The sequence below is a fragment of the Rhodococcus sp. WS1 genome (genome assembly GCF_003797745.1).
In the GTDB taxonomy this organism is placed as follows: domain Bacteria; phylum Actinomycetota; class Actinomycetes; order Mycobacteriales; family Mycobacteriaceae; genus Rhodococcus_F; species Rhodococcus_F erythropolis.
Window position 1 is genome coordinate 490,771 of the sequence record NZ_RKLZ01000001.1, and the last position, 21,874, is coordinate 512,644.

The 21,874-nt window shown below is 63.9% G+C and carries 20 protein-coding genes; 10 read left to right on the forward strand and 10 right to left on the reverse strand.

The window, feature by feature from the left end:
- Positions 1-515: 515 nt before the first annotated feature.
- On the forward strand, positions 516-1,199 hold the full coding sequence (gene cei / locus EEB12_RS02175) for an envelope integrity protein Cei (RefSeq protein WP_003942618.1): 684 nt from the start codon (positions 516-518) through the stop codon (positions 1,197-1,199).
- A 16-nt stretch (positions 1,200-1,215) separates the two neighbouring features.
- On the opposite strand, the gene EEB12_RS02180 is transcribed toward cei, so the two are convergent.
- On the reverse strand, positions 1,216-2,094 hold the full coding sequence (locus EEB12_RS02180) for an inositol monophosphatase family protein (protein WP_021344118.1): 879 nt from the start codon (positions 2,092-2,094) through the stop codon (positions 1,216-1,218).
- Positions 2,095-2,250: 156 nt separating this feature from the next.
- Between EEB12_RS02180 and ppgK the strand changes: the two genes are divergently transcribed.
- Positions 2,251-3,018, forward strand: a complete 768-nt coding sequence (ppgK, locus tag EEB12_RS02185; protein ID WP_007732834.1) for a polyphosphate--glucose phosphotransferase — start codon at positions 2,251-2,253, stop codon at positions 3,016-3,018.
- Between the two features lie 112 nt (positions 3,019-3,130).
- Positions 3,131-4,555: an RNA polymerase sigma factor gene (locus EEB12_RS02190; RefSeq protein ID WP_370333980.1), complete on the forward strand. Its 1,425-nt coding sequence runs from the start codon at positions 3,131-3,133 to the stop codon at positions 4,553-4,555.
- Between the two features lie 69 nt (positions 4,556-4,624).
- Here EEB12_RS02190 and EEB12_RS02195 read toward each other — a convergent pair whose 3' ends face one another.
- From EEB12_RS02195 to EEB12_RS02210, 4 genes are all read right to left on the reverse strand, one after another.
- The gene (locus EEB12_RS02195) at positions 4,625-5,434 is read right to left on the reverse strand and encodes a tyrosine-protein phosphatase (protein ID WP_021344117.1); all 810 of its coding nucleotides are present in this window, start codon (positions 5,432-5,434) and stop codon (positions 4,625-4,627) included.
- A 21-nt stretch (positions 5,435-5,455) separates the two neighbouring features.
- Entirely contained in the window at positions 5,456-6,628 is a 1,173-nt protein-coding gene (locus tag EEB12_RS02200) for a cation:proton antiporter (RefSeq protein WP_003943778.1), read from the reverse strand.
- 7 nt (positions 6,629-6,635) lie between these two features.
- Positions 6,636-7,118 carry a cation:proton antiporter regulatory subunit gene (locus EEB12_RS02205; RefSeq protein WP_021344116.1) on the reverse strand — a complete coding sequence of 161 codons (483 nt, stop codon included), beginning with the start codon at positions 7,116-7,118 and terminating at the stop codon, positions 6,636-6,638.
- Between the two features lie 86 nt (positions 7,119-7,204).
- A complete protein-coding gene (locus EEB12_RS02210) occupies positions 7,205-7,582 on the reverse strand; it encodes a DUF952 domain-containing protein (protein ID WP_020969495.1) in 378 nt (125 codons plus the stop codon).
- A gap of 234 nt (positions 7,583-7,816) precedes the next feature.
- Here EEB12_RS02210 and EEB12_RS02215 point away from each other — a divergent pair, with 234 nt between their 5' ends.
- On the forward strand, positions 7,817-8,008 hold the full coding sequence (locus EEB12_RS02215; protein WP_003942643.1) for a hypothetical protein: 192 nt from the start codon (positions 7,817-7,819) through the stop codon (positions 8,006-8,008).
- Positions 8,009-8,142: 134 nt separating this feature from the next.
- On the opposite strand, the gene EEB12_RS02220 is transcribed toward EEB12_RS02215, so the two are convergent.
- Positions 8,143-9,921, reverse strand: a complete 1,779-nt coding sequence (locus EEB12_RS02220) for a DEAD/DEAH box helicase (protein WP_141487340.1) — start codon at positions 9,919-9,921, stop codon at positions 8,143-8,145.
- Between the two features lie 256 nt (positions 9,922-10,177).
- Between EEB12_RS02220 and EEB12_RS02225 the strand changes: the two genes are divergently transcribed.
- On the forward strand, positions 10,178-11,425 hold the full coding sequence (locus EEB12_RS02225; protein ID WP_141487341.1) for a YihY/virulence factor BrkB family protein: 1,248 nt from the start codon (positions 10,178-10,180) through the stop codon (positions 11,423-11,425).
- Here the strand turns inward: EEB12_RS02225 and EEB12_RS02230 are convergent.
- Positions 11,398-11,634 (reverse strand): DUF3039 domain-containing protein, encoded by a 237-nt coding sequence (locus EEB12_RS02230; protein WP_003942602.1) that lies wholly within the window; start codon positions 11,632-11,634, stop codon positions 11,398-11,400. The genes EEB12_RS02225 and EEB12_RS02230 overlap by 28 nt on opposite strands.
- A gap of 83 nt (positions 11,635-11,717) precedes the next feature.
- Between EEB12_RS02230 and EEB12_RS02235 the strand changes: the two genes are divergently transcribed.
- The 3 genes from EEB12_RS02235 to EEB12_RS02245 all read left to right on the forward strand — a co-directional run bounded on the left by EEB12_RS02235 (position 11,718) and on the right by EEB12_RS02245 (position 14,734).
- Positions 11,718-12,077, forward strand: coding sequence for a DUF3099 domain-containing protein (locus tag EEB12_RS02235; protein WP_019748237.1), 360 nt, complete (start codon positions 11,718-11,720; stop codon positions 12,075-12,077).
- A 26-nt stretch (positions 12,078-12,103) separates the two neighbouring features.
- Positions 12,104-13,603 carry a methyltransferase gene (locus EEB12_RS02240; RefSeq protein WP_141487342.1) on the forward strand — a complete coding sequence of 500 codons (1,500 nt, stop codon included), beginning with the start codon at positions 12,104-12,106 and terminating at the stop codon, positions 13,601-13,603.
- A 159-nt stretch (positions 13,604-13,762) separates the two neighbouring features.
- Positions 13,763-14,734: a sigma-70 family RNA polymerase sigma factor gene (locus EEB12_RS02245; protein ID WP_141487343.1), complete on the forward strand. Its 972-nt coding sequence runs from the start codon at positions 13,763-13,765 to the stop codon at positions 14,732-14,734.
- A 160-nt stretch (positions 14,735-14,894) separates the two neighbouring features.
- Here EEB12_RS02245 and EEB12_RS02250 read toward each other — a convergent pair whose 3' ends face one another.
- Together EEB12_RS02250 and EEB12_RS02255 are read right to left on the reverse strand one after the other, a co-directional pair.
- Complete coding sequence (locus tag EEB12_RS02250; RefSeq protein WP_060938493.1) at positions 14,895-17,600, reverse strand: bifunctional GNAT family N-acetyltransferase/acetate--CoA ligase family protein; 2,706 nt, start codon at positions 17,598-17,600, stop codon at positions 14,895-14,897.
- On the reverse strand, positions 17,593-18,864 hold the full coding sequence (locus EEB12_RS02255) for an acetoin utilization protein AcuC (RefSeq protein ID WP_019748234.1): 1,272 nt from the start codon (positions 18,862-18,864) through the stop codon (positions 17,593-17,595). The genes EEB12_RS02250 and EEB12_RS02255 overlap by 8 nt, the downstream gene beginning before the upstream one ends.
- Positions 18,865-19,040: 176 nt before the next feature.
- Here EEB12_RS02255 and EEB12_RS02260 point away from each other — a divergent pair, with 176 nt between their 5' ends.
- Both EEB12_RS02260 and galE read left to right on the forward strand, forming a co-directional pair.
- Positions 19,041-19,727 carry a metal-dependent transcriptional regulator gene (locus tag EEB12_RS02260; protein ID WP_003942150.1) on the forward strand — a complete coding sequence of 229 codons (687 nt, stop codon included), beginning with the start codon at positions 19,041-19,043 and terminating at the stop codon, positions 19,725-19,727.
- An 8-nt stretch (positions 19,728-19,735) separates the two neighbouring features.
- On the forward strand, positions 19,736-20,725 hold the full coding sequence (gene galE, locus EEB12_RS02265; protein WP_019748233.1) for a UDP-glucose 4-epimerase GalE: 990 nt from the start codon (positions 19,736-19,738) through the stop codon (positions 20,723-20,725).
- Here galE and EEB12_RS02270 read toward each other — a convergent pair.
- Complete coding sequence (locus EEB12_RS02270) at positions 20,722-21,852, reverse strand: DUF4192 domain-containing protein (protein ID WP_141487344.1); 1,131 nt, start codon at positions 21,850-21,852, stop codon at positions 20,722-20,724. The genes galE and EEB12_RS02270 overlap by 4 nt on opposite strands.
- Between the last annotated feature and the right edge of the window lie 22 nt (positions 21,853-21,874).

Sequence of the window (21,874 nt, forward strand, 5' to 3'; positions counted from 1 at the left end):
TTCGTGTATCCCGGTCCCGTGTGCGCCGAGAATCCGGTAGATCCTTGATGCGCATGGAAACCGCCGTGGCATCCAGATCATTCCCTGTCGCTGCATAACGCTGCAGGACTGGAATTAGTGCCCGGAAGTTCCTTCCGAGAACGTGATCTGCGCCTCATTTGGTTGTCATTTCGGCGTCCGGCCGATGCCCAGTTGAACGACCTGGGCCGCCAGACAGTAGCCGACGTGAGCACGAAAGTAGTAACCGAATCGGAAATTTCCGAAAAATGACTGCGAATTGTCACCAAGGCAAGAGCAAGCTGTGACCTTTCGGCGACATTTTCAGACCGGATCCGGGTAGAAACTGCCCGCTAGTTGCCCAACTACCGTTGGGCGATCGCCAGCGGCCCGACGCGTCGAGCCGCGCCTCGGCTGTGTCGTCACACAAGCCCTCTAAGGTAGGCACCGAACGTCATGCCGGCGCCGCTCGGCCCGATGGCGAAGTAGAAGTTTCGTCAAGAAAGTCGAGGGATACCGTGGTTTCTCTGATCACCGAAGGCAGCTCTACCGATGACCAGGGACGTCCGTTCCGCCGTCGGCGCGCGTGGCCGGTGATCGCCGTGTTCGCGGTACTCGCATTGATCGGCAGTGTCTTGTGGGTCCGCATCCTGAGCGCCGAGGCAGAAGTCAGTGACACCGTCGCCTGCAACCTCCCGCAGCCTTCCTCCGATCCCTCGGCAGCGGCGCCACTACCGCTGGGAACCGTCGTCGACCGCTCGAAGCTGCTCGACGTGGATCCCGCTCCCCTGGCGGCCACCAAGGTTCGTGTGTTCAACGCCAACGGCGAACACGGTCAGGCCGCCCAGGTGGCAGCGCAACTGAGCGAGTTCGGCTTCTCCAGCGCGCCGGACGTCCAGGTCGGAAACGACCCCGTCTACGTCGACCAGAACATGGAGTGCCAGGGTCAGATCCGCTTCGGAGCGAACGGCCTCGCCGCCGCCAGTTCCGTCTGGCTGGTCGCCCCCTGCGCCGAACTGGTCCAGGACGGCCGCGGCGACGACACCGTCGACCTGGCTCTCGGCACCTACAACAAGGGCGCCCTGACCCCTAACACCGACGCCACCGCGATCCTGCATGCTCTGGCCGAGCAGCCCGCAAACGCCGAAGTCGCTCCGATGGACATCGCACTGCTCAAAGCAGCGCGCACGGCGCGCTGCTGACAAACCCGGTTCGGCCTCAGCTCGGAATCGGCTGATCTGCGCCGATCGAACTGAGCATGTGCGCGAACTGCTCGGCGATCGCCGGAGCCACCGCATAGACGACATCTCCGTCGGCCGAAGTGGAATTGGGCGCCGGGACGTTGATCACGGCGCCCGCTTCGGAAGCGATCAGGGAGCCCGCGGCCCAGTCCCACGGACTCAGCCCGTGCTCGAAGTGAGCGTCGACCCGGCCGGTGGCAACCATGCACAGATCCAAAGCAGCCGAACCTATGCGTCGGATGTCGCGAACCTGCGGCAGGATCTGCCCGATCAAGGTGCCCTGCACCTTTCGGCGATCCGCTCCGTAGCCGAAACCGGTGGCCAACAGAGCCATTGACAGTTCGGTCACCTCATTGGCGTGCAGTTCGCTGACGACGCCGTCGGCCGTGGCCATGGTTGCGCCGCCGCCCCGGTGCGCGGAATACGTTGTTTCCAGCGACACGTCGACGACAGCCCCGGCCACTGAGATCCCGTCGATCTGTACGGCCACCGAAATGGCGAACGCGGGGATTCCGTAGAGAAAATTCACCGTGCCGTCGATGGGATCGACAACCCATCGAACTCCCGCGGAATCGTCGGTGTCTCCGCCACCTTCCTCACCCAAGATCGAATCTGCAGGGCGCAATTGCGCCAGAAGGTCGCGAATCACCTGTTCGGTTTCGGTATCGACCACCGTGACGGGATCGGTCGGCGTGCTCTTCGCAGCAACCGAACCACCCTCGGAGGCACCGGAACCCACCAGGCCGAATACCTCGGGCCGACGCACGCGGACGTGTTCGGCTGCGCGTTCGGCGACGGCTACGGCAACTGCCCGCAATTGTGCGGGGTCCAGAGAATCGGCGGAAAAGTCGGGCAACGTTCTTTCTGAAGGGCGCACCGGACCATCGCAACACATCTCTACCGAGGGGCACCACTCGAACGCCTGGAGTCGCACGCGCCCGAGTCCTCGTTCGGGTTAGTGTTTGCAACGGTAGATCGTGACCTCGAATTCGACACTCAGGAGCGCAGGACGATGACAACCACAGGTTTCGGGATCGACGTCGGCGGCAGCGGCGTCAAGGGCGGCACGATCGACCTGAGCACCGGGGAAATGATCGGTGACCGCATCAAGATCCTGACCCCGCAGCCTTCGACTCCCGATGCGATCGCGGGCACTGTGGCCGAGATCGTCGAGCAGGCAAAGTGGACCGGGCCGGTCGGCATCACGTTGCCCGCTGTCGTGACCGGCGGCGTCGCGCGCAGCGCCGCGAACATCGACAAGTCCTGGATCGACACCGACGCGGCCGCGCTCTTCGGCAAGGCCCTGGGCGGGCGCGAAGTCACCGTCCTCAACGACGCCGACGCCGCCGGAATTGCCGAGGACTCGTTCGGAGCGGGCAAGGACACCTCCGGCGTCGTGATCCTCTTGACCTTCGGCACCGGAATCGGATCTGCCGTGTTGCACAACGGAGTTCTGTTGCCCAACACCGAGTTCGGCCACCTCGAGGTCGACGGCAAGGAAGCCGAGCATCGAGCGGCGTCGTCGGTGAAGGAAAAAAAGGACTGGAGCTACAAGGAGTGGGCGGTCGAGGTCTCCCGAGTTCTGACCACCTTCGAGAACCTGCTGTGGCCTGATCTCTTCATCGCCGGAGGCGGAATCAGCCGCAAGCACGAGAAGTGGATTCCGCACCTGACCAACCGCACGAAGGTCGTCCCCGCCACCCTCCTCAACACCGCGGGAATCGCCGGAGCTGCGCTCGCGTCGGTCGGACTGACCAGGCCGGCCCCCGTCGCCGGATGAGAAAACCTGCACGTGAAAAGCGGGAAATCTACCTGTTACGGCCCGCCGTGACGTAAGAGTTTCCTGAGAGTCGTTACAATGGTGAAGTCCGGCTGCGCGCCGGCCAACAACCATTGACCTCTCCGCCGGATCACCACTCTGGCGTGACGCCGCACGACACCGTCACGAAAGGGCGTACGTGGCAGCCACCGATACACGTCAGACTGCTGATTCTCCATCAGAGTCAGAGCCACAATCTCCAGCCGTGGAGGCGGCCACCGTCACCGCTCCGGCAGCCAAGAAGGCTCCGGCGAAAAAGGCTCCCGCCAAGAAGGCAGCAGCAAAGAAAGCTCCGGCCAAGAAAGCTCCGGCCAAGAAGGCAGCAGCTAAGAAGGCCAGCCCCAAGAAGGCCGGCGATCCTGATGCCGAAGACGGCGATGTCGAGTTGGAAGACATCGACATCACGGACGGCGACCTTGCCGAGGTCGAGTCCGATGTCGTCGAGGTCGTAGCAGTCGGCGAAGACGAAGAGACCGCTGCAGAGCCGTCCGAGAAGGACAAGGCTTCCGGCGACTTCGTCTGGGACGAGGAAGAGTCCGAGGCTCTCCGCCAGGCACGCAAGGACGCCGAACTGACGGCGTCCGCCGACTCGGTTCGCGCTTACCTCAAGCAGATCGGCAAGGTCGCACTCCTCAACGCCGAAGAGGAAGTCGAACTGGCCAAGCGCATCGAAGCCGGCCTCTACGCCGTGCAGATCATGCAGGATCTTGCTGACAAGGGCGAGAAGTTGCCTGCGGCTCAGCGACGCGACATGAGCTGGATCTGCCGCGACGGCAACCGCGCCAAGAACCACCTCCTCGAGGCCAACCTCCGCCTGGTCGTCTCGCTGGCCAAGCGCTACACGGGCCGCGGCATGGCGTTCCTGGACCTCATTCAGGAAGGCAACCTCGGTCTGATCCGTGCAGTCGAGAAGTTCGACTACACCAAGGGTTACAAGTTCTCGACCTACGCCACGTGGTGGATCCGACAGGCCATCACCCGTGCGATGGCCGACCAGGCTCGCACCATCCGCATCCCGGTGCACATGGTCGAGGTCATCAACAAGCTCGGCCGTATCCAGCGTGAGCTGCTCCAGGACCTGGGCCGTGAGCCCACGCCGGAAGAGCTTGCCAAGGAAATGGACATCACGCCGGAGAAGGTGCTGGAAATCCAGCAGTACGCGCGTGAGCCGATCTCTCTCGACCAGACCATCGGCGACGAGGGCGACAGCCAGCTCGGTGACTTCATCGAGGACTCCGAAGCTGTTGTCGCAGTCGACGCCGTCTCGTTCACCTTGCTGCAGGATCAGCTGCAGTCGGTACTCGAGACGCTGTCCGAGCGCGAAGCCGGCGTGGTTCGCCTGCGCTTCGGCCTCACCGACGGCCAGCCGAGGACTTTAGACGAAATCGGACAGGTCTACGGCGTCACGCGTGAGCGTATCCGTCAGATCGAATCGAAGACGATGTCGAAGCTGCGCCACCCGTCGCGTTCGCAGGTTCTGCGCGACTACCTCGACTAGTCACACCAGCTATACGCAGAAGAGCCGCTCTCCGGATTTCCGGAGAGCGGCTCTTCTTCGTTTGCCGCCTCAGGCCAAGAGTGTGTCCCGGAGTTGTGCGATGTCCCCGTCGCTCAACTGCAGGCCGTCCCGGACGTAGTTGTCGAAGTTGCCGTACACCCGATCCACCGTGGCGAAAGACGTGTCCAGCCACGACTGTTCGACGCCGTCGATGAACGCACTCCCGGTGCGAGGTCCGGTGAGGTACTGGTTGCTGAGCATGTAGTCGGCGTTCACGTCGGCGCGGCTCACGCCGAGGAGGGTCAGAAGAACCGCAGTCATCCAGCCGGTACGGTCCTTGCCCGCCGAGCAGTGGTAGAGGACTGCACCCTCGGTGTTCGCGACGTTCACCAGAGCATCGTGGAATGCGCGGCTCGCCCCCGGATCGGTCGCCATCAACGCGTACATCGTGGGCATGTCCACCAGGGCCGGGAGGTTGGCGGGGTTGGTTCCGATGACGTCGAACCAGTTGGTTCGTGCCCCGTTCGGAATGCGGTCTTGCGAGAGCGTCCGTTCGACGACCGTGCGGAAGTCGTCCACCGATTCCACTCCGCGTTCGCTCAACGACGCGAGATCCGACGGCGTCAGCTTGTCGAGGGCATTCGAGCGAAACACCTTCCCCCACCGAACGGTCCGCCCCTCCTCGGTGACGTAGCCGCCGATGTCACGCGCGTTCGAAGCACCCTCGAGATGCAGCGATCGGTCTGCGGCAACCTGCGCAACTGCAGGTCCGGCTTGTTCGAGCGCGGGTATTCCCCCGGCGAGCGCCGGCACCGGACCGCACGAGAGGATCACCGCGCACAGGACTGTCGCGGCGGGACGGGCGATTCTGTTCGACATCCGGACAGAATAGGGCCGCAATCAGGACTTCGTACGAACCTTGATGTACAACGAGGCAACCGGTTCGATAACTCTTGCCGCCACTGGACCGATGACCGCCATCAGGAGCACGTAAGCCGTTGCCAATGCCGCCAGTTCGGCGTCGACCGCACCCGCGGACACCGCCAGCCCGGCGATGATGATGGAGAACTCACCGCGGGCGATCAGGGCGGCACCGGCGCGCGCTTGACCCATTCGCGCGACACCCTGACGTCTGGCCGCCCAGGCGCCGGTGATCAGCTTCGTGATCGCGGTGACGACGGCCAGGATCGCAGCCCACCCGAGGACGGGCGGAATGGAACTGGGATCGGTGTTGAGACCGAAGACCACGAAGAACATTGCAGCGAACAGATCTCGAAGGGGCTCGAGCACGCGACTGGCATTGTGCGCCGTCGACCCCGAGATCGCGATCCCGAGGAGGAACGCGCCCACAGCCGCCGACACCTGCATCGCCGAACTGATGCCGGCAACCAACAGTGCGGCACCGAGCAGCTTGAGCAGGAGCGTCTCACTGTCGGGACTGTCGAGGAGCGCGGAGACGTACCGCCCGTATCGCAGGGCCACAACAAGAACCACGGTGATGACCAACAACGAGATCCCGACCGCTTCGAGCCCGCCCATGAAGCTGACGCCCGCAAGCATCGCGGTCAGAATCGGCAGATACAGCGCCATCGCCAGGTCTTCGAACACCAGAATCGACAGCACGACCGGTGTTTCGCGGTTACCGAGGCGCCCCAGGTCGCTGAGCACCTTGGCGATGATTCCCGAAGACGAGATGTAGGTGACGCCGGCCATGACCGTCGCCCCCACGACGCCCCAGCCGAGAATCAAGCCGACCACCGCGCCGGGAGTCGCGTTGAGGACGATGTCGACGATGCCCGCTACGCGTGAGCGTTTGAGACCGGTCACGAGCTCGGCCGCGGTGTATTCGAGCCCCAACAGCAACAAGAGCAGGACGATCCCGATCTCACTTGCCAGATGGGAGAACTCGCCGATGTCTCCGAGTTGGATGAAACCGCCCTGTCCGAAGCACAGGCCGCCGATCAGGTAGAACGGGATCGGCGACATCCCCACGCGAGCAGCGAGTCGTCCGAGCAGTCCGAGCGCGAAGAAGACCGCGCCGAGTTCGATCAGTGCGAGGGTGGTTGTGTCCACGCGCCAGTCAGCCGTTGGCCAAGATTTTTGCCGCTGCGGCCAAACCGTCCGGCGTTCCGACTGCTACGAGAAGATCTCCCCCGGTGAAGGTGAAGTCGGGGTTCGGGGACGGGCTGACCTGTCCGGCACGCATGACGGCGACGATGGAGACTCCGGTACGCGTGCGCATGCCGGTGTCCCCGAGGGTCTGCCCGTCGTAGCGCGAACCGTCCTTGATGTAGAGCTGTTTGGTTCGAATGCCCGGAAGGTCACGGTGCTCTTCTTCGAGCTGCGCAACGAGCTGTGGGGCACCCAGGAGATTGCTGAGCGCTGCCGCTTCCTCTGTGGTCAGAGGCAGCGAGGCAGCACACGCGTCAGGGTCGTCTGCCTTGGACACGATGAGGTCGGTATGACCGTCCCGATGGGTGACGACACCCACGCGACGACCGGAAGACAGAACAAAATCCTTGCGCGTCCCGATCCCCGGTAGTGGGGTGACTTCTACGTTCATATACCAACGGTAGCGCCGATCGGCGACCTGCATCGCGTGAGGGCCACAATCCGCCGGGAGCACTTCGCGGCGAGCGAACCGGCGACCTACCGAACCGGCGAAAACACGCCGTTCTCGTCCGGAAGATACTCGACGACAGCGGTGACGGCTGCGACCGGAATCGGGGCGTACAGATGCGGGAATCGCATCGATTCCGGGTCAGAAGGGACGCCCGGTTCGTACTTGACCTGACCACCGAGCAGGGCCGGATCGATGGCGAGAAGGACTATGTCATCGCGGCCGGCGAAGATCCGATTCGCCGGGAGATGAACTTGCGCCGGAGTCGACATGTGAACAAATCCCTCCGCCTCGAATCCGTCGGGGATACGTTCGCCGTGCTGTTGTGCCCGCGCCCATTCCTCGCGCGTGCACATGTGGAGCAACTCGACGCTCTCGTCGACAAGTGGTTCGCGTCCCGGGTTCATCCGCCCAGAATATCGGGCTGAGGTCGGCGATTCGAATCAGCTGTCAGCGAACAATCTTCACCCGAGAATGCCTGCCCAGCGCATTTCCAGTGAGACACAACACTAAGAAACGCCTTCGGGAACAACCCGTAAACCCCAAACGTCTGTAAGAGTGGATCTACCGCGCCATTCCGACGCGGCGGACCAGGCCCCAGGCACGCGGCCCGAATGCCGCAAAGCCAGTACGGAGGAGTCATGCCCGGAACACTGACCAGCCCACAGTTGACCGCTGCCGACCGGTGCGACCGGTGCGGTGCCGGAGCACGCGTACGCGCCGTGCTTCCCACCGGCGGCGAGCTTCTCTTCTGCGGACACCACGCAACCGAACACGCGGATCGACTTCGCGAGATGAATGCCGTCGTCTCCGAAAGCGAACCCGCAATCTGACCTGTCAGCCGGGGGTGGCCTCTTCACGAGGCGCGCCATGAACGCCAGAACGGGCGATCACATTCACTGTGATCGCCCGTTCTGCCGTTCCGGGGCCGGCAAGCACGCGAAGCGTGCGGGACCGGTATCGGCTGCTACCAGCTGCGTAGGATCGCGATGCGCTCGGTCAGCTGATCGACAGTCGCGATGGCCGTCGGCGGGCCTCCGCACACTCGGCGAAGTTCCGCGTGAATGATGCCGTGTGGTTTGCCGGTGCGGTGAACGTTCATCGCCACCAACCCGTTCAGCTCCTTGCGGAGCGCTCCGAGCTGATCTGCCGTGGCCGCTCGATCGGATACCACTGCCGCCGTGGGTTGCGGTGCGGCGGCCTTGGCCGAGTTGGCCTCGACCTGTGTCTGCTGGCGTTGACGCAGCAATGCCCGCATCTGATCGGCGTCGAGTAGGCCTGGCAGACCGAGGTAGTCGGCTTCCTCGTCACTTCCGGCGAATGTCGCGGTACCGAAGGACGATCCGTCGTAGATCACCTGGTCGAGTTCGGCATCGGCGCCCAGGGACGTGAACGCCTTCTCCTCCTCGCCGAGCTCGTCCTTCTGCTTGTTCGCATCGGCGAGCAGGTCGTCTTCGAGGCCGTCCTTCTCACGATGCGGCTTGCCGAGTACGTGGTCACGCTGAGCCTCGAGCTGTGCAGCAAGGTCGAGAAGCACCGGCACCGACGGCAGGAAGACGCTGGCAGTTTCGCCCTTACGACGCGAACGCACGAAGCGCCCGATCGCCTGAGCGAAGTACAGCGGGGTCGACGCGCTGGTCGCGTACACACCGACCGCCAGACGGGGAACGTCGACGCCCTCGGACACCATGCGGACCGCGACCATCCATTTCTGGTCGCTCGCACCGAATTCGGCGATTCGCTTGGACGCGGTGGGGTCGTCGGACAGCACGACGGCCGGCTGTTCGCCGGTGATCGCTGTCAACGCCTTCGCGTACTCGCGGGCCACCGTCTGGTCCGTCGCGATGACAAGTCCGCCGGCATCGGGCATACCCGTACTGCGCAGCTGCGCCAAACGGGTGTCTGCTGCTTGCAGCACGGCAGGAATCCAGTCGCCGGCAGGGTCCAAGGCCGTACGCCATGCCCGAGTCGTCTGCTCGGCGCTCAGCGGCTCGCCGAGCCGAGCGGTGAATTCCTCGCCGGCGTTGTTTCGCCACCGTGCCTCGCCCGAGTAGGCGAGAAACACGACGGGGCGAACCACGCCGTCCTTGAGGGCATCCGAATATCCGTAGGAGTGATCGGCTTTCGAGCGGAGCAGACCTTCCTTGTCCGGCTCGTACTCGACAAAAGGAATGGCACTGTCGTCACTGCGGAACGGAGTTCCGGTCAGTGCGAGACGCCTAGTCGCGTCGCCGAACGCCTCACGAATGGCGTCACCCCAGCTCTTGGCGTCGCCGCCGTGGTGGATCTCGTCGAGGATGACCAGCGTCTTGCGGCCCTCGGTGCGCACACGGTGCTTCGACGGGTGCGAGGCGACCTGGGCGTAGGTCAGCACGACGCCGTGATAGTCACTCGAGGTCTGGCCGGTCGAGTTGGAGAACCGCGAGTCCAATGCCAGGCCGGATCGCTGAGCGGACTCCGCCCACTGGTGCTTGAGGTGCTCGGTCGGCGCCACGACGGTTATCTGGTCGACCGTCCGGTCACGGAGCAATTCCGAAGCTACCCGCAGAGCGAAGGTGGTCTTACCTGCTCCCGGCGTTGCGACCGCAAGGAAGTCACGCGGACTGCTGGAAAGGTACTTGGTCAGTGCACGGCGCTGCCATGCACGAAGGGAACCGGTAGGGGCGCCAGGTTGGGTTCCCGCGGATAGAGCTCCGGCGGGTTCGGGCGAATTGCCGAACTCGGCTGCCACGGTCTCAGACGTCATAGGCCGCGCCTCCACTGGAATCGCACTGTTGTCTCGCGCTCCTCGAATTTTCATCAATGTCCGGCGACGAGCCTAGCCGCCGCCACCGACGAAAGCCGCACTCGAAGCGCGTACTCATGGCCGTTCTCACTCCGGCCGGCGAGGTTTCGCTGCTCTCGCATCCTGCCGACCTGCACGCGAATTGTCTCAGAAATGTGCGACACGTCGGCGCCATGGTTGGGCAACCGGGTGTGTCGTCAGGGATGCTGGAGACATCATGAGTGAAGCGCGAGGCGAGAAGTCGAGCGGAAGTGATCTGCGCCACCGCAGATGGCATCCGCTACGCCGCACCGGGCAGTTGATCGGTCGCACACTGAGCAAGGCCTGGGACGATTCCATCTTCGGAAAGGCGGCTACGGCCGCGTTCTGGCAAACGCTGTCACTGGCTCCCCTGCTGCTGGGCCTTCTCGGAATGATCGGCTACATCGGTGGGTGGTTCGGACCCAACACCGTCGAGATCATCGAATCCAAGATCGTCACGTTCAGCGGAACGATCTTCAGTGAAAGCGTCGTCGACCAGATCATCCGCCCGACGGTGACGGACGTCCTTCAGCGCGGACGACCGGAGATCATCTCGGTGGGCTTCCTGCTCTCCCTGTGGGCGGGATCATCGGCGATCAGTACGTTCGTCGACTCGATCGTGGAAGCACATGGTCAGCAGGATGCGCGCAATCCCATCTGGCAGCGCATCTTCGCCCTGCTGCTCTACGTGATGTTCCTGGTGATGGCGGTATTCATCCTGCCGCTGGTAGCTCTCGGGCCGACGCTCGTCGGGCGAGCACTGCCGGCCTCCTGGTACGTGGTCGGCTCGAATCTGGTCGACACGTTCTACTACCCCGCTGTCGGTCTGCTGGTGATCATCGGCCTCACGACGCTCTACAAAGTCGCTCTACCGAAGTCGCTGCCGTGGCATCGGCTGCTCGCGGGCGCGCTGGTCGCCGGTGTGTTCTTCATGGCCGCCAGTACCGGATTGCGCTGGTACCTGGGATTTGTCACCAGCACCGGCTACACGTACGGCGCACTGGCAACGCCGATCGCCTTTCTGCTCTTCACGTTCTTCCTCGGTTTTGCCGTCGTCCTCGGCGCCGAGTTCAACGCGACGGTTCAGGAGTTCTGGCCGGCTCGTGCCACTCGGATGGAGCAGATGCGAGAGTGGCTTGCGGCTCAGAACACCGACGACGAGACCGGTCCGGTCACCAACCTGACCTGGCACCTGGCCACCAGCCCGATCCGCATCTCGGGCGACAAAGCGGATCCGGCCACGGTCCCCTCGTACGGGCGGCCCCGCAGCAGACAAACGGAGTCGCGCCAGAACTCGTGCGCCGACCAAGATCCCTGCGATGAACCGCAGGCAGACGCGAAGAGCCCGGCGGCCGACTGCGTCGAGGCTGTCGATCCGCCGAGCTCCGGAAGTACTCCCCCTCGCGTGACCCGAGGTCAGTCGCCCTTACGGAGTCCTTCGTAAATCTTCTTGCAATCCGGGCACACCGGCGATCCCGGCTTGGCGGACTTCGTCACGGGAAACACCTCGCCGCACAGCGCGACGACATGGGTTCCCATGACGGCGCTCTCGGCGATCTTGTTCTTCTTCACGTAGTGGAAGAACTTCGGGGTGTCGTCGTCGGTCGTTTCGTCGGTGGAGACGTCGGGACGTTCCTTGGTTTGAGTGCTCACCCCTCCAATAATGCCGTCTCCGTCACAGCGGTGCGACCCACGGGTCGTGTGCAATTGTCGGCCGAGAGTGGAACAGTGGAGTCATGGCACGAAATGGCGCGTTCGGCAGGTCCGACGAGGCCGGGACTCCCGATAATCCCGTACTGATCACCGAAGCGCAGAAGTCCGTCGAAGAACAGCACAAAGCCCGAGTGCGCAAGTACATGATCATCATGTCCTTCCGGTTCCCGGCGTTGATCCTCGCGGCGATCGCGTACGGCATCTGGGCCAACGCCTGGATCTCGATGCTCATCATCGGTGCATCCATTCCGCTTCCCTGGATCGCCGTCCTGATCGCCAACGACCGACCACCGCGCACCAAGGACGAACCGAGCCGATACGACGGACGAAAGAAGACGGCAGGCGAGATCGAATCCGCGACGCACCACACCATCGAAGGCTGACAAGTTCCGCCTGCGAGAATGACGGGGTGAGAAGCGAAACGCTCCTGTCCATCACCCCTGCGCTGCGTGAGGCCCTGCTTCGCAATCGATTCGACACGGGAACCATGCTCGAGGCATTGGGTCCCGAAGTTCACGCCGCTCTCGGCCGAAGTGAGCCGGTACCCGTGCGCCGCGCCACCCGAGAACTCGGGGACCTGGGCGTTCTCATCAGACTGTTCCTTCTCGCCGATGATTGCGCAGCAGGCGACGTCGCCGCGGCGTTGACTCCGCTGACAATTGCGCAGTGCGTCGACGCCGGCCTGCTCGAAGGTGAAAACTTCGACAGTGAGAATCCGCTCGTGCGGGCCGCGGTCGATCTTCGCCCCATCGACGTCGGCGACGGCGACCGTTGGGTGATCTCGGATCTCGACGGCGGAATCCGTCCCAAGAAGGCCACGGCCGATCACGTGCTGGGAGTCGGACATGCGTCACTGTCCTTGCTGCAGGCCACGCCCACCGCGAAGGTCGGCAGCGTGCTCGACCTCGGTACGGGATGCGGCATCCAAGCCCTGCACGCGAACACATACGCGGATTCGGTCACCGCAACCGACATCAATCAACGCGCCGTCGACCTCACGGCCGCAACCATGGCGCTCAACGGACTGGACGTCGAACTGCTTCAGGGGTCCTGGTTCGAACCCGTCGAGGGTCGAACCTTCGACCAGGTGGTCGCCAATCCCCCGTTTGTCGTCGGCGAGGCACGCGTCCATCACACGTACCGCGATTCCGGCCTCGATCTCGACGGTGCGAGCGAATTGATGATCTCGCGCTCGATCGACTATCTGAACCCCGGCGGCACGGCAGCACTGTTGGCCTCGTGGGTGCACATCGAAGGACAGGACTGGCGTTCGCGGATCGCGTCATGGCTGCCGGCGCGCGGCGTCGACGCCTGGGTGGTGCAGCGCGACGTGGCGGACCCAGCTCTGTACGTCGGCACGTGGCTCAAGGACGGCGGGCAGGATCCGCGAGATCCGGAATCGGCATCGAGAGCAAACGCCTGGCTGGATCACCTCGAAGAAGCCGATGTCGAGGGCGTCGGCTTCGGTTTCGTGTTCCTTCGCCGCACCGACTCCCCCACCGACCTGATGGCCGAGGACCTCATGCACGGCTTCTCGGACCCGCTCGGGGCCGAGGCGCTCGCTTACTTCGACCGTCTTGCCTGGTTGCGTGAACACGACGTCCTCGAGGAGCGATTCGTCCTCGATCCGGACACGGCTCTCGAACGCGTCTACCTCCCCGGCGACGAGGGATGGCAGCAAGTGGTCACGCGTGTACACCGCGGCAACGGACCGCACTGGCAGCACGAGATCGACGAGCTCGGTGCTGCGCTGCTGGCCGGGCTCCGAGCGGACGGACTGGTGGTCGACGAACTGGTCGAACTTCTTGCCGCGGCGAACGGCGAAGACCCGGACCAGCTACGTGAGGCCGTCGTCACATTGCTGGTCTCGCTGGTTCGGCACGGGTTGGTGCTTCCCGTCACGAACTGAGTTCCCGGTGAGTTGCAGATTTTTGTGTTCTCAGCAACTTCTCAGGACGACTGGGAAATAACTGCAGGTCACGGCGTTTTAGCGGAAATCGGCGCGGGAACTTTCCCGGAACTCTCACACGTTGAACTGTGTGAGAGACCGCCGATAGGGAGGCAAGTCATGACAAGCCCCAGCACCACTACTCGCATTCGTCCGAGCGCCGCAGATCTGGACGCCCAGAGCCCGGCCGCAGACCTGGTCCGCGTCTACCTGAACGGGATCGGTCGTACTGCACTGCTGACAGCAGCAGACGAGGTCGAACTGGCGAAGCGAATCGAAGCGGGGCTGTACGCCAGCCACGTCCTTGCCACGGGAAAGCGCCTGACAGTCACCAAGAAGAGGGATCTCGCAACGATCGTTCGCGAGGGACAGTCGGCGCGTAGCCACCTCCTGGAAGCGAACCTGCGACTCGTCGTGTCGCTGGCCAAGCGCTACACCGGCCGTGGAATGCCGCTCCTCGATCTCATTCAAGAAGGCAACCTCGGACTCATCCGTGCCATGGAGAAGTTCGACTACGCCAAGGGCTTCAAGTTCTCGACGTACGCCACCTGGTGGATCCGTCAGGCGATCACCCGCGGAATGGCTGATCAGAGCCGCACCATCCGGCTCCCAGTCCACCTCGTGGAACAGGTCAACAAGCTCGCCCGCATCAAGCGTGAACTGCACCAGCAGCTCGGGCGCGAAGCGACGGACGACGAGTTGGCCGAAGAGTCGGGCATTCCCGCCCACAAGATCGCGGACCTGCTCGACCACAGCCGCGACCCGGTAAGCCTGGACATGCCAGTCGGCAACGACGAAGAAGCTCCCTTGGGCGACTTCATCGAAGATTCCGAGGCAACTTCGGCGGAGAACGCCGTCATCGCCGGTCTGCTGCACAGCGATGTGCGCAGCGTGCTCGGGACGCTCGACGAGCGCGAGCAGCAGGTCATCCGACTTCGCTACGGTCTCGACGACGGCCAGCCTCGCACACTCGATCAGATCGGCAAGCTCTTCGGCCTCTCGCGTGAGCGGGTTCGTCAGATCGAGCGTGAGGTCATGGGCAAGCTCCGCGTCGGCGATCGCGCCGAGAAACTGCGTTCCTACGCGAGCTGATCAAACAACACAGCACGTGCGTCAGCGCGCCACACCACTCGCGCTGACGCACCGCACAAAGCACCGGCCACCGCTTATTCCCTCCCCCTCGGGAATGTGCGGTGGCCGGTGTTGTTCGCTGTGTCTACCGCAACCGCAGCGTCTACCGCAGACGCTGTATCTACCGCAGACGCCTGGGCCCCAGGTCGATTGCGCTCGGCTCGGGCCCGATGCGTACTCGCGAATCGGTGATCTCCGCGCCGGTAGCCGAAGCAAGTACCGGCTCACAGGCCAGTTCGCGGACTTCCGGAATGTCGTCGGCCAGCGCCGAGATCCGCTGGACCAGATCGACCAAGGCACCCTTGTTGACCGGAACGGCATTTCGATATCCGGAGAGCAGCGGCGCTGCCTTGGGTGCGTCGATCAACTCCGTAGCAGCGTCTTCCGTGAGCGGCAGTACGCGATAGGCACGGTCCCCGAGGAGATCTGAGATCACACCGGCGAGACCGAATGAGATCAGCGAACCGAACGACGGGTCGTCTTGGACACCAACCACACACCCGATGCCCTTGGTTGCCATTTTCTGCACGTGCAGCAGCGGTTCACCCGACGCGGCCGCGAGATCTCGGTAAGCGAGGCGCACCGATTCAGGTCCACTCAGATCCAGCCTGACGCCGCCCAGATCCGGTCGGTGGCGCCACATTTCGCCGGTTGCCTTGACCGCGACCGGGTAGCCGACAGCATCCGCTGCCTCTACAGCTTCGTCTTCGCTCAGGACCGAACGGAATTCGACGACTGCAACCCCGTAGCACTCGAGAAGAGCTGCTGCTTCGACGTCCGAAAGCCAACGGCCAGGCGAGTTTTCAAGCCAGGCGGCCACCATCTTCTGGGCTCGTTCGGAGTCGATTCCCGCGGGGCGAACAACCTTCGACGCAGGCTTGCTGCGCCACTCCGCGTAACGCCAGGCCCTCGCCAACGCCAGTGCGGCGCGCTCCGGCCCTGGGTAGGACGGCACCGAACCGCGGGTCGGGTTTCCGACTTCGTCGCGGACCGCCAGGACGTCCGGCACACCCTCGGCTGCGAGGAACGTCGTGAGAATCGGCTTGTCCGAGCCGGCGACGGCGTCTTTGAGTGCTTTCGCGAACGGCTCGACCGGAATGGCAACCGGAGGAACGAAGACGGCGATGACGGCATCGACGTCGAACGACGCCAACGCGTCGCGCACGGCAGCGGCGAACAGTTCCGGACTCGCCTGGGCGCCAAGGTCGACCGGGTCGCTGACCTGCAAACCTTCACTGCGGGCGGCGTCCGCGGCAAGGACACCGAGCGCGGTCGAGTTGCCGATGACAGCAAGCCGTGGACCGGCCGGCAACGGCTGGTATCCGAAGAGCAAGGCACAGTCGAACAATTGTGAAATGGAGCCGACCTGGATGACGCCCGCCTGTTCGAAGAGGGCGCGGACGATGGAATCGTCGATCTCGACTCCGGTGGCGGCGAGAACCGGCGGAACCGCGTGCCGACCGCTCTTGACCGCGACGATCGGCTTCTTCCGCGCAACTCGGCGGGCGATCCGGGAGAACTTTCGCGGGTTGCCGAAGCTCTCCAGGTAGAGAAGGACCACTTCGGTGGACTGGTCGGAATCCCAGTACTGCAGAAGGTCGTTGCCCGAGACGTCCGCACGGTTGCCGGCAGAAACGAAGGCGGACAACCCGATTCGGCTGCGCGCGGCTTCGTCGAGAATGGCGATACCGAGCGCGCCGGACTGACAGAAGAAACCCACGTTGCCTGCCACCGGCAAGACCGGCGCGAGAGTCGCATTCAACGAGATCGCGGGGTCGTTGTTCGCGACACCCAGCGCATTCGGACCGATGAGGCGCATTCCGTGAGCGCGTGCTGCATGGACCAGTTTGCGTTCGGACGAGCGTCCGTCCGGACCGCTCTCACTGAAGCCCGACGAGACCACCACCAGCGCTTTGACGCCCTTGTCGAGGCAGTCGTCGAGTACCGAATTGATCGATTCCGCAGGTACAGCCACGACGGCGAGATCGACGTCGTCAGGAATGTCACGAACAGTTGGGTACGCCCGCACCCCGTGAACCGAACGATGCTCAGCGTTGACGGGGTAGACCGGTCCGGTGAATCCGCCGCGCAGCAGGTTGGTCAACACCGCGTTACCCACCTTGGCGGGGTCCGCTGATGCGCCGATCACTGCCACCGATCGTGGACTCAGCACGTTTCCCATGCTGCGGGCCTCAGCTGCCCGCTCACGCGAATTACGCACTGAAACAAGCGCTTCCGTCGGGTCGATCGCGAATTCGAGTCGCAGCACGCCACCGTCGAACGAGCGGCTCACCTGATACCCCGCCTCACGGAACACCGTCACCATGTTGCGGTTCTCGGACAGGACCTCGGCGACGAACATCGTCAGGCCGTTCTCAGCCGCTGCTGCTGCCAGGTATTCGAGCAGGATCGGGCCGAGGCCGCGCCCCTGGTGTGCGTCGGCGACGACGAAGGCGACCTCGGCAGACTTTCCGTCACCGACGTCGAGGAGTCGTTCGTAGCGACCCACCGCGATGATCTCGTCGCCGAGCATCATCACGAAGGCGACGCGGTTGTGGTGGTCGACCGTCGTGAAGTTCTTCACGTCGCGCGCCGACATCGTGGGGTACGGGCCGAAGTAGCGCAGGTACCGGGTGCGCTCGGAGAGTTTGCCGTGGAATTCGACGAGCTTGTCCGCGTCCTCGGGAACGATGGGTCGCAACGCCACCGCGCCGCCGTCGGAGGCGAGAACATCGACTACCCACGAATGGGGATAGGTGTGAGCGGGGTCGGTGTTCGGCGCCTGGTCGCTCGCGCCGCCGGCATCGGTATCGGACTGTTCAGTCACGGGGATCCTCCGGGTCGAGTCCGAGTAGCGGGAACGAAGCGCGGCGTGTGGCGATGATCGCCGAGTCGATTCGGGTGAGTGCACGATCTACCGAGGCGACACCTGTCTCCGGTGTACCACCCGGGCCGTCCCACGGGGTGTATGCGACATCTCCGCCGTCGCCCATGGTCGGCGGGAGGTCGACGCTCGGCGCTCGCAGCTTCGTCGATTCCTTCCACTCGTCAGGCACAGCTGTGTCGACGTCGACCTCGCGATCGAGCGCGGCAGCGATCAGGTGAGTCCATGCCCTCGGCACGACGCGAACCAGTCCGTATCCGCCGCCGCCGACTGCCAGCCACCGGCCCTCGGAGTAGCGGTCGGCAAGATCGCGCATTGCCAGGAACGCTGCTCGCTGGCCGTCGACGGTCAGAGCGAGGTCCGCGAGCGGGTCCTCGCGGTGCGAGTCGACTCCGCACTGGCTGATGATGATCTGCGGGCGGAAGGCTGCAATGGCTCCCGGGACGACGGCGTGAAATGCGCGCAGCCACAACGCGTCGACGGTCCCGGGAAGCACCGGGATGTTCACTGCAGTGCCTTCAGCGGCCCCGTCGCCGACCTCGCTCGACCATCCGGTGTTCGGCCACAAGGTTGCCGGGTGCTGATGCAGCGAGACCGTGAGCACCCGGGGGTCCCCGAGGAACGCATGTTGCACTCCGTCGCCGTGATGAGCGTCGACGTCGATGTAGGCGATGCGGTCGTAGCCGTTGTCGAGCAGCCACGAAATCGCCACAGCCGCATCGTTGTAGACGCAGAATCCCGAAGCCCAATCCGCCATCGCGTGGTGCATGCCGCCGCCGATGCTGACCGCGCGACGCGTACGTCCCGAAGCGATTTCCTGCGCTGCGGCCAGCGAGCCGCCGGCGAGGATCGCACTTGCTTCGTGCATGTGCGGGAAGACCGGGTTGTCCTCGGTACCGAGCCCGTGGGGAACATCCTGGCCGCTCACACCGTTGTTCGCAGAGTTACCCGCGTCTTTGACCGCTGCAAGATATGCCGGTGTGTGGATTCTGAGGAGGTCGGCATCGGACGCGGCACTCGGTTCGAGAAATTCGATGCCCTCGAGAAGTCCGAGGCTTCGCGAGAGTGCCATCGTGAGATCGAGGCGAGTGGGATTCATCGGGTGATCGGCGCTCCACCGATAGCTCAGGTACTCCGGACTCCACACCACGACTCGATTCGCTCGAGACGCCGCGGGGTCCCCGTCAGATCTGATCGACGCGGTCATGGGATCACGCTACTTCCTTCTCGTTTCGTGCCGCACACCACACTCGCGGCCCGCTTCGGAGACCGAGATCGAGTGACACGAATCCAATTCGGACACGCGCTGGACTCGCCGCAGTGGAGGCGGCACCGGAACCACGAACTGAACGGTAGAATGATCAACTGACGAAGGGGTTGAGTGTGAAGGATCTAGTCGACACCACGGAGATGTATCTCCGGACGATCTACGACTTGGAAGAAGAGGGCGTAGTCCCACTCCGGGCGCGGATCGCCGAACGGCTCGAACAGAGCGGACCCACCGTCAGCCAGACAGTTGCGCGTATGGAGCGCGACGGCTTGCTGATGGTCGCCGGCGATCGACATCTGGAACTCACCGACAAGGGTCGCGATCTCGCGATCTCTGTCATGCGTAAGCACCGGTTGGCAGAGCGCCTACTGGTGGACGTCATCGGTCTCAAATGGGAAGACGTACATGCCGAGGCATGCCGTTGGGAGCACGTGATGAGCGAGGAGGTCGAGCGTCGGCTCGTCGTCGTTCTGAACAACCCCACGACGTCGCCATACGGCAACCCGATTCCGGGCTTGGACCAGTTGGGACTCGACGGCCCGGTTGCCACCACCGAAACGTTGGTGCGCCTGACCGATATTCCGCACGGCGCACAGACAGCTGTGGTCGTTCGGCGACTCGCCGAGCACGTGCAGTCCGATCCCGAGGTGATCGCGCAGCTGCGTGACGCCGGCGTCGTTCCCGACGCCAGGGTGACGGTCGAAACCCGTCCGGGCTCGGTGACCATCATCGTGCCGGGCCACAGCGGGTTCGACCTGTCCGAGGAAATGGCTCACGCCGTTCAGGTCAAGCAGGTCTGAGGAACTAGATGAAACTCCTAGTCACCGGCGGCGCCGGTTACGTCGGCAGTGTGTGCAGCACTGTGTTGCTCGAGCGTGGACACGAAGTTGTCGTCATCGACGACCTCTCCACCGGAAATGCCGACGCGGTGCCTGCCGGTGCCGAGTTCATCGAAGGGGATGTGGGGGCGCTGGCCGCCGACATCCTCGGCAATGCGGGTTCTCCGGTTTTCGACGGCGTACTTCACTTCGCTGCGCAGTCGCTGGTCGGCGAATCCGTGCTGCACCCCGAAAAGTACTGGCGCGGAAACGTCGTCACGACCATCGAGCTGCTCGAGGCGATTCGTGTCTCCGGCACTCCCCGGCTCGTGTTCTCTTCCACCGCCGCAACGTACGGCGAGCCGGAGCAGTCCCCCATCGTGGAAACCGCTCCGACCCGCCCTACGAATCCGTACGGCGCGACCAAGCTCGCGATCGATCATGCGATCACCTCGTACTCGATCGCCCACGGCCTCGGCGCTACCAGCTTGCGCTACTTCAACGTCGCGGGTGCGTACAAGTCCGCCGGCGAGAACCGGGTGATCGAAACCCACCTGATTCCGCTCGTCCTTCAGGTCGCACTCGAGCAGCGAGACAAGATCTCGGTATTCGGAACCGACTGGCCCACGCCGGACGGCACCGCGGTACGCGACTACATACACGTGCTTGACCTCGCCGAAGCGCATCTGCTGGCGCTCGAATCCTCGGTTCCCGGCGAGCACCGCATCTACAACCTCGGAAGTGGTGCCGGCTTCAGCGTGCGCGAGGTGATCGCTGCCTGTGCGCGGGTCACCGGCCTGCCGATCAACGTCGAAGACGCGTCACGACGGCTGGGTGATCCGGCCGTACTGATCGCATCGAGCGACAAGGCGATTGCCGAGTTGGGTTGGACGCCCACGCGTACCGATCTCGACGTCATAGTCGCCGATGCATGGCAGTTCCTCCAGGATCTGGGCGACCGCTCACACGCTGCTCGCTAGCTTCCACTCGGCAGCGCCGGCGGCAAGCCGGCAATTCCGAGCGATTCGCCGATGGACAATCCGACGGCCGCAAGGTCACGGATCCCATCGGGGTGCACACCGGATTGGAGCGATAAATCCAGCAATCCGGCCAAAGTGTGTTCCGAATCGGCCGACAGTGCGGCCGACAGCGCAACACCTGCCAGGGGCCCGTCGCCGCGCACGTATGCAAAGAACCCGAGAAGTGTTGCCGGCCAAGCTCGTTCGGGAGACGGTACTTCATGGGTAAGTACGAGCCACAATTGCTCGGCATGTGCGGCAACCGACGTGATCGCCAGACCCAACACCACGTCGCGCACGTGAACGTCCGTCAAAGCGACCACCAGATCGGCGCATTCCTGCGGGTCAGGGCAGTAAGTGCCTGCCTCCACACGGCGGACATGTTCCAACACCAGATCCACCCGGCGCTGAACTGCGGCATCACCGGCCGATCCCCCGCTGTACTCACTCGATTCTCGGCGGCTCGCGATCAGTCGGGCAATCGCGTCGTGATTGCGAGCGGCACCGTGTACCCACCGGACCAGTTCCTCGCGCGAACGGCGAATGACCCTCCCGCCCACCACTTGCGCCGCCGCGACCGACGAAGATGCCGGGTCTGGCAGGGTGCCGCGGTGAATCGAACGCGTGACGCTCGTCCACGGCTGGCCAGATTCTATTGCGGCCGTGCACAATACGTCAGCCAGCTCGACGCAGGTTCCGCCGAGCATGTCTTCGAATACCTCGGCCAGCTCGATGGTTTCGTCGATGAGAGTTTCAGCTGTCGAGCAATTGGTGATCACCACGAGAACGACCGCACGCGCCCCTTCCCCGTCACACACGGCGGCGAACTGGCGCAGCGCCGCGCTCATCTGCCTCGCAGGCTTTCCCTTGACGCTGGGAAAGTAGTCGTGTCGCATTACCGGGCCGAGCGTCGAGGCGGAAGCGCCCATCAAAGACAGCGCAACGACGGAGTTGGACGGATGGAATCCCAGGAGGGCGGGTATTGCCGCGATCAATTCGCCTGGATCGGAAACACGTTCAACGCGTCCGAAAAGGGCCAGGTCGTCGTCGGAGAATTCGAATTCTCCTGGAAGAGGTGATGTGGTCATGCACAGACCCTCGTCGATCGCC

Bases quoted from the DNA above. Each gene is read 5' to 3' on its own strand.
- EEB12_RS02205 (WP_021344116.1), bottom strand. From the start codon at position 7,118: ATGAACGTAGAAGTCACCCCACTACCGGGGATCGGGACGCGCAAGGAT.
- EEB12_RS02255 (WP_019748234.1), bottom strand. From the start codon at position 18,864: ATGACCGCGTCGATCAGATCTGACGGGGACCCCGCGGCGTCTCGAGCG.
- EEB12_RS02245 (WP_141487343.1), top strand. From the start codon at position 13,763: ATGACAAGCCCCAGCACCACTACTCGCATTCGTCCGAGCGCCGCAGAT.
- EEB12_RS02225 (WP_141487341.1), top strand. From the start codon at position 10,178: ATGAGTGAAGCGCGAGGCGAGAAGTCGAGCGGAAGTGATCTGCGCCAC.
- EEB12_RS02215 (WP_003942643.1), top strand. From the start codon at position 7,817: ATGCCCGGAACACTGACCAGCCCACAGTTGACCGCTGCCGACCGGTGC.
- EEB12_RS02210 (WP_020969495.1), bottom strand. From the start codon at position 7,582: ATGAACCCGGGACGCGAACCACTTGTCGACGAGAGCGTCGAGTTGCTC.
- galE (WP_019748233.1), top strand. From the start codon at position 19,736: ATGAAACTCCTAGTCACCGGCGGCGCCGGTTACGTCGGCAGTGTGTGC.
- ppgK (WP_007732834.1), top strand. From the start codon at position 2,251: ATGACAACCACAGGTTTCGGGATCGACGTCGGCGGCAGCGGCGTCAAG.
- EEB12_RS02220 (WP_141487340.1), bottom strand. From the start codon at position 9,921: ATGACGTCTGAGACCGTGGCAGCCGAGTTCGGCAATTCGCCCGAACCC.
- EEB12_RS02270 (WP_141487344.1), bottom strand. From the start codon at position 21,852: ATGACCACATCACCTCTTCCAGGAGAATTCGAATTCTCCGACGACGAC.
- EEB12_RS02235 (WP_019748237.1), top strand. From the start codon at position 11,718: ATGGCACGAAATGGCGCGTTCGGCAGGTCCGACGAGGCCGGGACTCCC.
- EEB12_RS02195 (WP_021344117.1), bottom strand. From the start codon at position 5,434: ATGTCGAACAGAATCGCCCGTCCCGCCGCGACAGTCCTGTGCGCGGTG.